10 protein-coding genes are annotated in these 14150 nt (G+C 72.4%); 8 read left to right on the forward strand and 2 right to left on the reverse strand.

Annotated elements, in window-relative coordinates; translation table 11 throughout:
* The first annotated feature begins 19 nt into the window (after positions 1–19).
* The 4 genes from pdhA to FRCN3DRAFT_RS0205735 all read left to right on the forward strand — a co-directional run bounded on the left by pdhA (position 20) and on the right by FRCN3DRAFT_RS0205735 (position 4515).
* On the forward strand, positions 20–1372 hold the full coding sequence (pdhA, locus tag FRCN3DRAFT_RS42855) for a pyruvate dehydrogenase (acetyl-transferring) E1 component subunit alpha (protein ID WP_084174218.1): 1353 nt from the start codon (positions 20–22) through the stop codon (positions 1370–1372).
* Complete coding sequence (locus FRCN3DRAFT_RS0205725; protein WP_007516177.1) at positions 1360–2391, forward strand: alpha-ketoacid dehydrogenase subunit beta; 1032 nt, start codon at positions 1360–1362, stop codon at positions 2389–2391. The genes pdhA and FRCN3DRAFT_RS0205725 overlap by 13 nt, the downstream gene beginning before the upstream one ends.
* 52 nt (positions 2392–2443) lie before the next feature.
* On the forward strand, positions 2444–4027 hold the full coding sequence (locus FRCN3DRAFT_RS0205730) for a dihydrolipoamide acetyltransferase family protein (RefSeq protein WP_007516178.1): 1584 nt from the start codon (positions 2444–2446) through the stop codon (positions 4025–4027).
* Positions 4028–4266: 239 nt separating this feature from the next.
* Complete coding sequence (locus tag FRCN3DRAFT_RS0205735; protein ID WP_007516179.1) at positions 4267–4515, forward strand: hypothetical protein; 249 nt, start codon at positions 4267–4269, stop codon at positions 4513–4515.
* A 147-nt stretch (positions 4516–4662) separates the two neighbouring features.
* Here FRCN3DRAFT_RS0205735 and FRCN3DRAFT_RS0205740 read toward each other — a convergent pair whose 3' ends face one another.
* Both FRCN3DRAFT_RS0205740 and FRCN3DRAFT_RS0205745 read right to left on the reverse strand, forming a co-directional pair.
* Positions 4663–4959 (reverse strand): hypothetical protein, encoded by a 297-nt coding sequence (locus FRCN3DRAFT_RS0205740; RefSeq protein WP_007516180.1) that lies wholly within the window; start codon positions 4957–4959, stop codon positions 4663–4665.
* A 475-nt stretch (positions 4960–5434) separates the two neighbouring features.
* Entirely contained in the window at positions 5435–7306 is a 1872-nt protein-coding gene (locus tag FRCN3DRAFT_RS0205745; protein ID WP_007516181.1) for an acyl-CoA dehydrogenase, read from the reverse strand.
* A gap of 578 nt (positions 7307–7884) precedes the next feature.
* Here FRCN3DRAFT_RS0205745 and FRCN3DRAFT_RS42860 point away from each other — a divergent pair.
* The 4 genes from FRCN3DRAFT_RS42860 (at position 7885) to FRCN3DRAFT_RS42865 (ending at position 13995) form a co-directional block, all read left to right on the forward strand.
* The gene (locus tag FRCN3DRAFT_RS42860; protein ID WP_007516182.1) at positions 7885–8493 is read left to right on the forward strand and encodes a hypothetical protein; all 609 of its coding nucleotides are present in this window, start codon (positions 7885–7887) and stop codon (positions 8491–8493) included.
* A gap of 308 nt (positions 8494–8801) precedes the next feature.
* Positions 8802–9737, forward strand: coding sequence for an ATP-binding cassette domain-containing protein (locus tag FRCN3DRAFT_RS0205755; protein WP_232793932.1), 936 nt, complete (start codon positions 8802–8804; stop codon positions 9735–9737).
* Between the two features lie 152 nt (positions 9738–9889).
* The gene (locus FRCN3DRAFT_RS0205760) at positions 9890–10576 is read left to right on the forward strand and encodes a hypothetical protein (protein WP_035926496.1); all 687 of its coding nucleotides are present in this window, start codon (positions 9890–9892) and stop codon (positions 10574–10576) included.
* Between the two features lie 191 nt (positions 10577–10767).
* Positions 10768–13995, forward strand: coding sequence for an ATP-binding protein (locus FRCN3DRAFT_RS42865; RefSeq protein ID WP_035924376.1), 3228 nt, complete (start codon positions 10768–10770; stop codon positions 13993–13995).
* Positions 13996–14150: the final 155 nt, after the last annotated feature.

A 14150-nucleotide genomic window follows, 5' to 3' on the forward strand; every position in this document is an offset into this window, starting at 1 on the left:
CGGTCTATCGTTGGCCAACGTGACGGAGCTGATGCAGCTGCTCACACCGAGCGGGCAAAGGGTGGCGGCGGCCGGGCCAGAGATCGGCGCGCGGGACATCGAGGCGCACGTCGCGGATGTGACCTCGGCGGACCTGTTGGACATGTATGCCGACATGGTCATCATCCGCCGCATAGACGAGGAGGCCACCGCCCTGCAGCGCCAGGGCGAGCTCGGGCTGTGGGCGCCGCTGCGGGGCCAGGAGGCGGCCCAGGTCGGCTCCGCCCGGGCACTCGCGCCGGACGACATGGCGTTCCCGTCCTACCGCGAGCACGGTGTCGCCTACTGCCGGGGCGTCGACCCGGTCGCGGTCCTCGGACTCTTCCGCGGCTCGACGCACGGCGGCTGGGACCCGAACGAGCACGGCTTCGCGCTCTACGCGATCGTCGTCGGCTCGCAGACGCTGCACGCGACCGGGTACGCCATGGGCGTCAGCCGCGACTCCGCGGAGGCCACCAAGGGCAAAGCCGTCCACTGCGCGACGATCACATATTTCGGCGACGGCGCCTCCAGCCAGGGCGACGTGAGCGAGGCGTTCGGCTGGGCGGCGGTCTTCGGCGCACCCGTCGTCTTCTTCTGCCAGAACAACCAGTACGCGATCTCCGAACCGACCAGCCGGCAGTCGCGCGTCCCGATCAGTCAGCGCGCCGCCGGCCACGGCTTCCCCGGGGTACGGGTCGACGGCAACGACGTGCTCGCGACGCTCGCGGTGACCAGGTGGGCACTGGCCCGCGCCCGCGCCGGCGAGGGCCCGACGCTCATCGAGGCTGTCACCTACCGGATGGGCGCGCACACCACCGCCGACGATCCGACCCGGTACCGGGGTGCCGACGAGGTCGCCCGGTGGGCCGAGCGCGACCCGCTGGCCAGAGTGCGCGCATATCTGACGGCCCAGAACGCCCTGGACGACACGGCCGCCGCCGCCATCGCCGCGCGGGCCGACCAGGTCGCCGCCGACCTGCGCCGCCGTTGTCTCGCGCTGCCGGACCCGGAGCCGCTGTCGATGTTCGACCACGTCACCGTCGTCGAAAGCGAGCATGTGGCGGCCGAACGCGCCGACCTCGCCGATTTCCTCGGCGTCGTCGACGCCCACCCGGCGTCCTCCTCGGCGTCACCGTCCGCGGCCTCGGCGAACCCGGCGGATCCGGGCCCGGCATACCCGGCCCCGGGGTCAGCGAGCTCGGGGCAACGGAGCTCGGGGCTCTCGAGCGCGGCGTCGCGGGCCTCGTCGACACCGAGCCCATCGTCGACACCGGAGGCGAGCCTGGCCGGCGTGCGCCCCGTCGCGCCGCCCCCACAGACCCCAGGACCGGAGGCAACGTGCCCACGCTGACCCTGGCCGGCGCGCTCAACAGCGGCCTGCGCGCGGCGATGGCGGCCGACTCGAAGGTCGTCATCATGGGCGAGGACGTCGGCCAGCTCGGCGGGGTCTTCCGGGTCACCGACGGACTTCGCGCCCAGTTCGGTGAGGAACGGGTAATCGACACGCCGCTCGCCGAGTCGGCGATCATCGGCACCGCGATCGGGATGGCGATGCGCGGCTTCCGCCCGGTCTGCGAGATCCAGTTCGACGGCTTCGTCTACCCGGCCTTCGACCAGATCGTGAGCAACCTCGCCAAGTTGCACTACCGGTCGGCGGGGCGGGTGCGGATGCCGGTGACGATCAGGATCCCGGTTGGTGGCGGCATCGGGGCGGTGGAGCACCACAGCGAGTCGCCCGAGGCGTACTTCTGCCACACCGCCGGGCTGAAGGTAGTCACCTGCTCGAATCCGGCCGATGCGCACGTCATGATTCAGCAGGCGGTCGCGGCGGATGATCCGATCGTCTTTCTGGAACCGAAGCGGCGCTATTGGGAGAAGGACGAGGTCGAGCCCATCGACCTCGCCAGCCTGAACGGCGACGCGGGCCGGGCCGGCAGCGGCACGATCCCGGGCAAGCCCGCGCCACTGTTCACGAGCCGGGTGATGCGGCCCGGGACGGACGTGACCCTCGTCGGCTACGGGCCGATGGTGCGCACCTGCCTGGACGCGGCGCTGGTCGCGGAGGCGGAGGACGGACGCTCGGTCGAGGTCATCGACCTGCGTTCGCTGTCACCGCTCGACCTGGAGCCGGTGGTCGCGTCCGTACGCCGGACCGGGCGGCTGGTCGTCGCGCACGAGGCACCGTCGAACGTGTCGCTCTCGGCCGAGGTGGCGGCCCGGGTGACCGAACAGGCCTTCTACTCCCTGGAGGCGCCGGTCCTGCGGGTCACCGGCTTCGACACTCCCTACCCGCCGTCACGACTGGAAGACAGCTATCTCCCCGACGTCGATCGCATTCTCGACGCCGTCGACCGCTCCTTCGACTACTGACGCGACTACTGACGCGACGCGGAAGGAATCCGCGGGGAGGAAGGGGGGAACGGTGGCGCGACGAGAGTTCCGGCTTCCTGACCTGGGCGAAGGGCTCGCGGAGGCCGAGATCGTCCACTGGCTGGTGGCGGCGGGTGACACGGTGACGGTCAACCAGCCGCTGGCCGAGGTGGAGACCGCGAAGGCGCTGGTCGAGCTGCCGAGCCCGTTCGCCGGCCGGCTGGTCGCGACGCACGGCGCCGAGGGCGAGACGATCCTGGTCGGCACGGTGCTGGTCACCATCGAGGATGACGAGCCGGCGGACGCGGACGGTGGCGGCCCGCCGGCGCACGCTCCGGCGGTGGGATCCATCGGTGAACGGGCCGGTGAGACGCCGGCGGAGGCCACGGGGCCGCCCGCGACGGGGTCGGAGGTGCGCGACGTGCCGGCCCGCCGCGGCGGGGAGCGCGAGCCGATGCTCGTCGGCTACGGCCCACGGGCCTCGATCGGAGCAGCTGGTCTCGGCCGCGCGCGTCGGCGTGGGCAGCGGGCCGCGGCTCCCTCGGTACCGGCGTCCCAGGCCGGCACCCCACCGGCCCCATCGGACCCATCGGCGACCGTGGAGCGGGGCCATCGGGCGTTGGCGAAGCCACCGGTGCGCAGGCTGGCCCGTGACCTGGGCGTCGATCTCGGCCGGCTTTCCGGCACCGGTCCCGGCGGCTCGATCAGCCGTGCCGACGTCGAGACCGCGGCCCGAGGCCTGGTGACCGGCGTGCCGGAGGGCACCGGACGGGAGAGCACGGGACGGCTGGCCGAGCCGGCCGCCTGGGAGCCGCCGGTCCCGTCGGCGCTGCCTCCGGCCGGCCGGCCGGAGGCAGCGGCCACTGGCGGCGCGGGGGGCGGGCAGGTCGGCCGGATACCGGCCGAGGCCTCGTTCGACGCGGCCAGCAGGACCTGGCGGGTCCCGGTCTCCGGCGTGCGGCGGGCGACCGCGCGCGCCATGGTCAGCAGCGCTTTCACCGCGCCGCACGTCACCGAGTTCCTGACCGCCGACCTGACCGAGACGATGGCCACGCGCGACCGGATCGCCGCGCTGCCGGAGTTCGCCGACGTGAAGGTCACCCCGTTGCTGTTCGCCGCGCGCGCCCTCCTCGTCGCGGTCCGGCGGCACCCCATGATCAACACAAGCTGGGTCGAGCACGAGCGGCGCGACCCGGAGATCGTCGTCTCGGAGGCGGTCAACCTCGGTATCGCGGTGGCGTCGCCGCGCGGGCTGCTGGTGCCGAACATTCCCGGCGCCGACCGGCTCGACCTGGCGGGGCTGGCCCACGCGCTGGCCGACCTGACCGCGCGGACCAGGGCCGGTCAGGCCAGACCGGCGGACCTGACCGGTGGCACGATCACCATCACCAACATCGGCGTGTTCGGCGTGGACACCGGCACGCCGGTGCTGAACCCCGGCGAGGCCGCGATCCTGGCCCTGGGCGCGGTTCGCCCGGCACCGTGGGTCCATGAGGGCGAGCTCGCGGTCCGCACCGTGGGGCAGCTGGCGCTTTCCTTCGACCACCGTCTGGTCGACGGCGAGCTGGGCTCCGCCGTGCTCGCCGACATCGCCGCGATGCTCACCGACCCAGCGCTCCTGCTCGCCTGGAGCTGATCCGGAGCTGGGGCGAGGCGCTGGGGCGAGGCGCTGGGGCGTCGAGTCTCATAGATCACTACCGGCGTCGCCACCCCGCCGTCGCGCAACGGATGGCTCCAGGATGGCCAAGAGTGGTAGATAGCAGCAAAGGCCGCAGATGGGGCGAACAACGGCCGCCGGGGCCAGCCTGGTACCGTGGCGCACGCGCCCAGCTATCGGCACGACTCCGGCTTCCCGGACACAAAGGGGTGAACCGCATGACGCGCGTGGAGGCTCTGCTGGCCGCGGACGAGTTCGTCGCCAAGGTGCTCACCTCTGCCTCGTCCGCGGGTACCACCGGCGGCCGCTTCACCGGGGCGCTCAACCTGGCCGAGCGGGTCGATCTCACCCTGCGTGTCGCCCGCTTCCTCCTCGAGGGCCAGCCCTCGTCGGAGACCGACGACATCCTCAAGCGCGACATGCGCAACGAGCTGGACCAGGCGTTCCCGCCTCTCCGTACATCCTGAAAAAAGGTCGGCCAGGGGCGAAGAAAGCGCACGCATCCCCGCCGCGCGCCTGCTGACAGGCGCACGGAGCTGCCGGTCCCCCAGGACCGTTCTCATTCCGGAGTGCGCCGGCCGGCGAGACCAGGCGCACCGCGATCCGGCGAAAAGTCAGTGACGGATGTCCGGGGCGATGTCGCGCGCGGGAGCGACGAGCGGGGCCGTCGGCTCGACGAGGACGATGCCGTCGTCGGGCGGAAGCGGCGGAGGCGTGCCCTGCTCGATGGACTCCTCGAAGACGTGCCGTCGCCACCGCTCGCGGTAGAGCGCCGTCACGAAGCCGATGACGCTCACCAGCATCACGATGACACCGACCGCCGTGAGGTCGATACCTGGTGTGTCGCCGCGGACGGCGAACGCCAAGACCGCGCCGAACCCGAAGAACCCGAGGCTTGCCATGATTCCCATGCCGGATCAGGTACCCCGGTAAGGCCTAGTCGGAAACAGTGTTTCTGGTTCGCTCCGTGCGGGCGGCGCGCTCCGGCCCCTTACTCGCTTCGCTCCCAAGGGACCTCCGCGCGCCGTCCTCCTCCGCTCACGGGCGCTACGGCGACCTCCGCTGCGGCCCAACCACTTCGCTTCGCTCGTGGCCGGGCCTCCGCGGAGGCGCGCCTCCGCGCCGCACGGTCACCTTGCGCTGGAACGTCACCAAATCAAGACCAGACCCGATCCAGAACCTTGCGGGGGCCACGTCGCTTCGCTCGTAGGCAGGCCTCCGCGGAGGCGCGCCTCCGCGCCGCACGGTCACCTTGCGCTGGAACGTCACCAAATCAAGACCAGACCCGATCCAGAACCAGAGCCTTGCGGGGCCGGGTTGCTCCGCTGTCGGAACTGAGCCGTACGGAGGCGGGCTTCGTGCGGCTCAGTTCGACGAGCTTGCCGGCTAGAAACTCTCCTCGGGGAGATCCATCAGGTCGAGGGTGGTGGACTCGAGCATCACGCGGCGAGCGTGCAGCTCGGGCAGGACATTGGCGGCGAACCACTTCGCCGCGGCAACCTTGCCCTGGTAGAACCGCACGTCCCTGGGTCCCGGGGAGTCGGCGAGCGCCGTCAGCGCTACCTCCGCGCCGCGCAGCAGCAGCCAGCCGATGATCAGATCGCCGAGGCTCATCAGCAGCCGGGTGGAGTTCAGGCCGACCTTGTAGACCTCGCGCTTGTCGTCGGCGGCCGTCGTCAGGAACCCGACCATCCCGCCGACCATCGACTGGACGTCCTCGAGCGCCGCGGCGAGCTGGTCACGCTCCCGGGCCAGTGCACCGTTGCCCGCGTCGCCCTTCGCGAACGTCTGGATGTCGATGAGCAGCGCGGTGAGCGCCTGGCCCTTGTCTCGAACGATCTTGCGGAAGAACAGGTCCTGCCCCTGGATGGACGTCGTGCCCTCATACAGGGTGTCGATCTTGGCATCCCGGATGTACTGCTCGATCGGGTAGTCCTGTAGGTAGCCGGACCCGCCGAGGACCTGCAGGGCGCTGGCCAGCAGCTCGTACGACCGCTCGGAGCCGACGCCCTTGACGATCGGCAGCAGCAGGTCGTTCATCCGCGCGGCCCGCTCGGCGTCCGGCCCGGCGGCGCCGGACAGGGCGTCGTGGATGCCCGGAACACCCGCCTCGGCCTCGGCCGCGGCCACCGTGTCCTGGAAGGACGCGGTGAAGAGGGTCAGGGCGCGCATGCCTTCGGCGTAGGCCTTCTGCGCCATCAGCATCCGTCGGACATCCGGATGGTTGATGATCGTCACCCGCGGCGCGGTCTTGTCGGAGGCCTGGGTGAGGTCGGCGCCCTGCACGCGGGTACGCGCGAACTCGAGCGCGTTGAGGTAGCCGGTGGACAGGGTGGCGATGGCCTTGGTGCCGACCATCATGCGGGCGTGCTCGATCACCTGGAACATCTGGGCGATGCCGTTGTGGACGTCGCCCACGAGCCAGCCGACGGCCGGCGCCCGCTCGCCGAAGCTCAGCTCGCAGGTCGCCGAGACCTTCAGGCCCATCTTGTGCTCGACGTTGGTGACGTACACGCCGTTGCGATCGCCGGGCGCACCGGTGTTCGGGTCGGGCATGAACTTCGGGACGATGAACATCGACAGGCCCTTGGTGCCGGGGCCGTGGCCCTCGGGCCGGGCCAGCACCATGTGGAAGATGTTCTCGGGGACGTCCCAGTCGCCGCTGGTGATGAACCGCTTGACGCCTTCGATGTGCCAGGTCCCGTCCGGCTGCGCGACGGCCCTGGCCCTGCCCGCGCCGACATCGGAGCCGGCGTCCGGCTCGGTGAGCACCATCGTGGCGCCCCACTGCCGCTCGATCGCCCAGCCGGCGAGCTTCTTCTGCCAGTCGGTGCCGAGCCGGTCGAGGATGCCGGCGAACGTCGGGCCGGCCATGTACATGAACACGGCCGGGTTCGAGCCGAGGATCAGCTCGGAGGCTGCCCAGGCGACCGTGGGCGGCGCGCCCAGCCCACCGAGGTGCGCGGGGACGAACAGCCGCCACCACTCGCCCTCCTGCAGGGAGGCGAAGGACTTCTTGAACGACTCGGGCAGCCGCACGGTGCCGGTGGCCGGGTCGAACTGGGGCGGGTTGCGGTCCGCGTCCGCGAACGACTCGCCCAGCGGGCCGGCCGCGAGCCGCTCCAGCTCGGCCAGTACCTCATGGGCGGTCTCGCGGTCCATCTCCGCGAACGGGCCGGTGCCAAGGGTCCGGTCGACTCCCAGCACCTCGAAGAGGTTGAACTCGATGTCCCGCAGGTTGCTCCGGTAGTGCCCCATGGCCGCCCCCATGTCCGCTGAGGCCGCCGGCCGCGACGAGGCTTCGCCGTCGTCGCGCGGCCTTTGGCCGGGTGTCTTGTGGAGCCGCCGGCCGCGAGGTTCATCTCGCCGCCGTCAGCCAATCTGCCGTCGCCGCGACCCGCCGGGCCGTGGTGAGCCTGGTTACCGACGAGTACGTGATACCCCATGCTACTCGCCGGTAACCAGGACGCAAATGCGACTCCACGGCGGCGACCGGACGCCCTGACCACCCGATCGGGCCGGCGCCCACACCCAAACCACGACAGATAGCCACCTAACGATCAATGGCATATCTAAGCTGGGGGATGGGTACCCGTCGGACACGACTGACAGAGCCGCCAGAAGGGCGGCGCAGCACTACGGAGCGCGATAGCTTGTTAGCGCCTCGTAATTAGGTGATCGACGGCTGCTCTCGGCGACCGGTGCACGCCCGCGGTCCGCCGGGTGGGAGGAGGTAGGCCGTGGCCGGGTGGACGCACGTTCGCCGGCGGAGCCGGCGACCTGGTCTCAGTCGTCGGTGGAGCCGGCGACCTGGTCTCGTTCGCCAGGCGATCGTGATGGGCGCACTACCGCTACTGGTCGCCACCGCCCTGGCCGGATGCGGGCAGGACAGGGACGAGACGCTCAGCTCGTCCGCCCCCGAGGGCGCTACGACGACCACCGCGGACCCGGGCGGGACGCCCACCACTCCCGAACCGAGCCCTCAGCCAGCGCCCACCACAGGCGGCGCGACCAGCGGTGGCGACACCGGGAGCTCCGGCGGCGCGGGCGGTACGGGCCAGGCGACCGGTGGCGGCGAGGCGACCGGCTCCGGCCAGGCGAGCGACGGTGCCGGTGCCACCCCCTCCGGGGAAAGCGGGGCACCCACCGCGCCGAACGTGTCCGCGTCGCCCGTCTTCGTCGGTGAGCCCTGCGCGCCGAGCCTGGACACCGCGCCCGCCATCGCGATCAACGGCCTCCTGCTCTACTGCGCCCCGCCGGCCACCGGCTCGAACGGCCTGGGCAGCTGGTCGGACGCCCCGCCCGAGCAACAGCAGCAAGGGCCGACACCCGGCGCCGAGTGCGACAGCTCGGACATGGGACAGGTCCAGCAGGGGCCCTCCGGCCGCCCTGTCGCCTGCCTGCGCGAGCCCAACGGCGAGTTCCGGTGGGCGGACATCTCCTGACCGTCCTGCCCGGTGCCGCTGGCTATCGTGGGAACCGTAACCCTGAAGCGGGCCTGTGGGCGCACGGCTTCGCCACCATCACGTGCCCTTAGGCCAGTAACACCTGAGAATGGCCTCCGGGCGCGCGGTTTCGCCACCATCGCGTGCCCTTAGGCCTGGGACACTTGACAATGGCCTCCGGGCGCGCGGCTTCGCGATCATCGCGCACCCTTTGGCCGGTAACACCGTCGTCGCGTCGCGGGAGGCCCGCCGTCAGCCTGATCGTCTCTGTCGAGAACCTGACGAAACGGTACCGGCGAGTGCACGCGGTGACCGACGTCAGCTTCTCGGTGCGGCGCGGCTCGGTCACCGGCTTCCTGGGGCCGAACGGATCCGGCAAGACCACCACCCTGCGTGCCCTGCTCGGGCTGGTCGCCCCGACGAGCGGCCGCGCGCTGATCGACGGCCTCCGCTACCGGGAGCTCGCCGACCCGGCGCGCCGGGTCGGCGCCGTGCTGGAGCCAGCCACCTACCCGGCCCGGGCCGCGGTGGATCACCTGCGCGCGCTCGCGATGCCTCTTCGGGTCGGCAGGCGTCGGGTGACGGAGGTGCTCGGCCTCGTCGGCCTCGAGGACGCGGCCGAGCGCGCCACCGGCTCCTTCTCGTTGGGCATGCGCCAGCGGCTCGCGCTCGCGGGGGCGCTGCTCGGCGACCCGGAGCTCCTGGTGCTCGACGAGCCGGCCAACGGCCTCGACCCGGAGGGCATCCGCTGGCTGCGCGACTTCCTGCGCTCCTGGGCCGCCGAAGGCCGCACGGCGCTGCTGTCGAGCCATGTGCTGGCCGAGGTCGCCCAGACCGTCGACCACGTCGTCATCATCGACCGCGGCCGGGTCGCGTTGGATGCCCCGATGCCCGAGATCGGCCAGGGCTCGGTCACCGTCAGAACCCGACACGCCGACCTGCTCGCCGACCTGCTCGCCGCCGAAGCCGAAGCTCACGCCGACGCCGACGCCACAGCCGACGAGTCGAGAGGGGCGGAGGGCTCGGGCGGCCCGGTCCGACGGGCGGGGCCGGACGAGCTGCGGCTGCCGCCTGGCTGGGCCGAGCGGGTCGGGCAGGTGGCGGCCGAGCACCAGATTCCCCTCCTCGAGCTGCGCACCACCGGGCCCGACCTGGAGGGTGTCTTCTTCGCTCTGACCAGTGACGACGCGAACAACCAGGAACCGGGGCCCTACCCCGGGCGACGCCAGGTGGCTGGCCGATGACCGCCATGCTTCCCCCTGGTCGCGGCACGACCGACAGTCAGCGCCCAGCGCACGGCGGCGCCGCTGTAGCCCGAAAGTCCGCGACAGCTCGGAAGTCCGCCCTTACGCGGACGCATGCCAGGACCAAGCGGCCGGCCGGATTGGGCGTCTTGGTGCGCACCGAACTCTTCAAGATCACCGCGAGTCGCGGCCAACGCAACGCCATTGCGCTGTTTCTGCTCCTCCAGATCCCGATGCTCGTGTTCTGGGGTGCTCAGGCCTCGCCCGCCAGTACCTGGGACGGCCTGCGCGCCCGGTCGGGCCTGCTGCTCGGCTACCTGCTGATGGCGCTCGGGGCCCAGATCGCGGCGAGCGAGTTCCGCTGGCGCACCGCCACCCTCACCTGGCTCGTCACACCGGCCCGTCATCGGGTGCTCGGCGCGCAGCTGTTGACCGTCGTGGCGCTCGGCGCGGCCCTGTCCACGCTGACGTTCACCGCCTGGGTGTCGGTCGGCGTCGCCCGTCACGACGCCAGGACCATGCGTCTGGACCGGCCGGGTGAGCTCGCGGGCACCTTCGCCGTCGTCGTCCTCGCCGTCTGCGCCGCCGCCGTCGTCGGCGTGGCGGTCGGGTCACTGACCCGAGGCCCGAGCGCGGCGCTGCTTGGCCTGGTCGGCGTGGGCCTGCTCGAGCTGGTCGGCGACACCAGCCGGTTCCGCGGGCCAGTCAGCAGTCCGCTCGGCGTGCTGGCCTGGCCGACCTCGGAGCTGGACGCGGTGTCTCTGTGGGCCTCGCTCGGCTGGGCCGCCGCCGCGACGGCCGCCGCGCTCGTCGCGCTGCGCCGGGACCTGCCCGGATGAGCGAAAATGATCTTTCTCCGCCTGCCTGGCGGCCGTTGCCCTCGGGATCGCGAGCGGGCAGACCGGTAGCTCCCGGCGACGGGCCGTGGAGCACCCCCCAGGAGGAACCGGTGTGGGACGAGTCACGACGCGAGCGACCGATGCCGAGATCCCCTGCCGTCAGGCCACCCGATCGGCCTACCATCCGGCACATGGTGGCGTGCCCGACATGCTTGGAGGAGAACCCGGACCGCGCCCGGTTCTGCTCCGGCTGCGGGAACCCCCTGCCCACCGCGCGCAGCGGGACCCGCAAGACGGTGACGATCATGTTCGTCGACATCACCGGCTCGACCCACATCGGCGAGAACATCGACTCCGAGCCGCTGCAGCAGATGATGTGGCGGTTCTTCACGAACGTCCGCGAGGTCATCTACTCCCACGGTGGCACCGTCGAGAAGTTCATCGGCGATGCCGTGTTCGCCGTCTTCGGCATCCCGGTGCTGCACGAGGATGACGCGTTGCGGGCGGTGCGGGCCGCGCTCGACATCCGGGCCAGGATCCGTGAGCTCAACGCCGACCTGCGCCGTGACTGGGGCCTCGGGCTGAGGATCAGGATCGGCATCAACACCGGCGAGGTCACCGTCGCCGGCAGCGGCGTCACCGGCGACCCGGTCAACGTCGCCTCCCGGCTGGAGGAGGCGGCCGCCCCGGACGAGATCCTGATCGGCGACAACACCCACCGGCTGATCCGGCCCAGCGTCACCGTCGACCCCGTCGGCCCGCTCGTCGTCCAGGGCAAGCGCGACCCGCTGCGGGCGCACCGGCTGGTCGCGCTGGTCGACCCGACGGCCGGGCCCGGCAGCCGAACGCCGTCGCTGAGCCTCGCGGCGCCGGTCATCGGCCGCAACCGGGAGCGCCGACGCATCCAGGACGCCTTCGAGGCCGTCGTCGAGGAACGCATCTGTCATCTGTTCACGGTGCTCGGCCCGGCCGGCATCGGAAAGTCACGGATGGTGAAGGAGTTCTGCGACGGCGTCTCGAACCGGGCGACCGTGCTGTGGGGGCGCTGCCTCTCCTACGGCGAGGGCATCGCCTACTGGCCGTTGATGGAGATGGTCCGGCAGGCCACCGGGGTGTCGGCCGACTCGCCGGCGTCGGAGGGCCGGCGCCGGCTGCGCGAGCTGCTCGACGAGCTGGGGGTGGCCGGGGCGACCGAGGTGGTCGCCGCGCTCGCCCCGCTGGTCGGCCTCGGCGGCGCCGAGGTGAGCACCCAGGAGAGCTTCTGGGCGGTCCGCACGTTCTTCCAGGCGCTCGCCGAACGCCGCCCGCTGGTCCTCTGCTTCGACGACGTGCACTGGGCCGAGCCGACGCTGCTCGACCTGGTCGAGCACATCACCGACTGGTCGCGCGACGCCCCGATCCTGCTGCTGAGCCTGACCAGGCCCGAGCTGCTCGAGGAGCGCAGGCAGTGGGGCGGCGGCAAGCTCAACGCCACGTCGATGCTGCTGCAGCCACTCACCGAGGCGCGCTGCCAGCGGCTGATCCGCAGCCTGATGGGTTCGGACGACCTCGCCCCGGAGCTGGTCGACCGGATCACCTCGTCGGCGGCGGGCAACCCGCTGTTCGTCGAGCAGATGGTCGCCGCACTGGTCGACGACGGCCTGCTGCGCCGGGAGGGCAGCCGCTGGACGGCCACCAGCAGCCTGCGCAACGTCAAGGTCCCGCCGACGATCTCGGCGCTGCTCGCCGCCCGGCTCGACCGGCTCGACGCCGCCGAGCGCCGGGTGCTGGAGCGGGCGGCGGTGGTCGGCAACCGGTTCTACCTGGACGCCGTCGTCGACCTGTCCGAGCCCGACGAGCGGCCCCACGTCGCGGCGCACTGCCTGGCGCTGGTCCGCAAGGAGCTGGTCCACCCGGACCGTTCGGACCTGCCCGGCGTCGAGAGGTTCCGGTTCCTGCACGTGCTGCTGCGCGACTGCGCCTACCAGGCGACGTCCAAGCGGCAGCGAGCCGACCTGCACGAGCGGTTCGCCCGCTGGCTGCAGGCCAGGATGCTGGGCGGGCCGGGCGAGCACGACGAGCTGGTCGGCTACCACCTGGAGCAGGCCTACCGCTACCGGGTCGAGCTCGGCCAGCGGGACGAGGCGATCGGCGAGCTCGGCCGGCAGGCCGCGACCTGCCTGATCGAGGCGGCCGACCGGGTCCGCCAGGGCGACGAGATGGGCGCCGCCCAGCTGCTCAAGCGGGCGATCGTGCTGCTGCCTGAGCTGGACCCGCTGCGCCTGCGGGCCGAGATCGACCTGGGCTGGGCACTGTACTCGTTCGGCCGGCTCTCGGATGCCGACCGGATCCTGCGCCAGGTCACCGAGCGGGCGCGGCGCGCCGGCGAGGACGGGCTGCGGGCGCACGCCCGGCTCGCCCACCTCCGGGTGCTGTTCTCCACCGAGCCGGACGGGCTGGTCGCCACCACTCTGGAGGAGGCCGGCGAGGCGCTGGCGGACTTCGTCCGCGAGGGCGACGAGGTCGGCGCGGCGCTGGCCTGCCGCAGCCAGGCCGCCGCCTACACCGCGGCCGGCCAGTACGCCGCGGCCGAGAAGGCGATGGAGATGGCGGTCGGGCACGCCGAGGACTCGGGCGTGCCGCGGGCGGCCCAGTCGCTACGCCGCGAGCTGACCGGCCTGCTGAGCTGGACGCCGCGGCCGGTCGGAGAGTCGATCGCGATCGCGACGGCCGCGCTCGCGGAGGCGGGGGACGACCGCGGCCAGCGGCGGGCGTTGCTCGCCCAGCTCGCGGTGCTCACCGCCATGGCCGGCGATCTGGAGGCCGCGAGGGCTCATCTCAAGGACGCCGAGGAGATCGTCTGGGATCTGCGCGGCCCACGCTTCGACCCGTTGCACAGCGGGTTCGTCGTGGCCAGAGTGGCGCTGCTCGCCGACGACCTCACCACCGCCGAACGGGAGCTGCGCCGCAGCTGCCGGCGCCTGTCCCAGATGGGTGAGCGGGCCTACCTCGCGACCAGGGCCGCGGCGCTAGCCGAGACCATGCTGGCGCTTGGCCGGCTCGACGAGGCCGGCAAGTACGTGACCCGCTGCCGGGACGCGGCCGCCACCGACCAGCTGCCCGCCCAGGCCGGCTGGTGCGGCGTCCACGCGCGGCTGCTGGCCATCCGCGGCCGCGACGCGGAGGCGCTGCGGTTCGCCGACACCGCCGTGGACCTCGCCGGCAAGACCGACGACTTCGACTGCCAGGCCACCGCGCTGCTCGCCCGCGCCGAGGTGCTGCACCGCGCCGACCGCAAGGACGACGCGGCCGTGAGCCTGGCGGACGCGCTCGAGCGCTACCACCGCAAGGGCAACATCACCGCCGCCGCGCTGGCGGGCCGCGCCTTCGACAGCCTCGAGGGCCCCGCCACCGTCGTCATGCTGACCCCACCGCACTGAGTAGCTGGTTCGCTCCGTCCGGGCACCGCGCTCCGGCCCCTCACTCGCTTCGCTCCCGAGGGACCTCCGCGCGGTGTCCTCCTCCGCTCACGTGCCCTCCGGCGACCTCCGCTGCGGCCCAACCACTTCGCTTCGCTCGTGGCCGGGCCTCCGCG

It is taken from the genome of Pseudofrankia saprophytica (assembly GCF_000235425.2).
GTDB lineage: Bacteria > Actinomycetota > Actinomycetes > Frankiales > Frankiaceae > Pseudofrankia > Pseudofrankia saprophytica.

Bases quoted from the DNA above. Each gene is read 5' to 3' on its own strand.
- FRCN3DRAFT_RS0205745 (WP_007516181.1), bottom strand. From the start codon at position 7,306: ATGGGGCACTACCGGAGCAACCTGCGGGACATCGAGTTCAACCTCTTC.
- FRCN3DRAFT_RS0205735 (WP_007516179.1), top strand. From the start codon at position 4,267: ATGACGCGCGTGGAGGCTCTGCTGGCCGCGGACGAGTTCGTCGCCAAG.
- FRCN3DRAFT_RS0205740 (WP_007516180.1), bottom strand. From the start codon at position 4,959: ATGGGAATCATGGCAAGCCTCGGGTTCTTCGGGTTCGGCGCGGTCTTG.
- FRCN3DRAFT_RS42860 (WP_007516182.1), top strand. From the start codon at position 7,885: ATGGGCGCACTACCGCTACTGGTCGCCACCGCCCTGGCCGGATGCGGG.
- FRCN3DRAFT_RS42865 (WP_035924376.1), top strand. From the start codon at position 10,768: ATGGTGGCGTGCCCGACATGCTTGGAGGAGAACCCGGACCGCGCCCGG.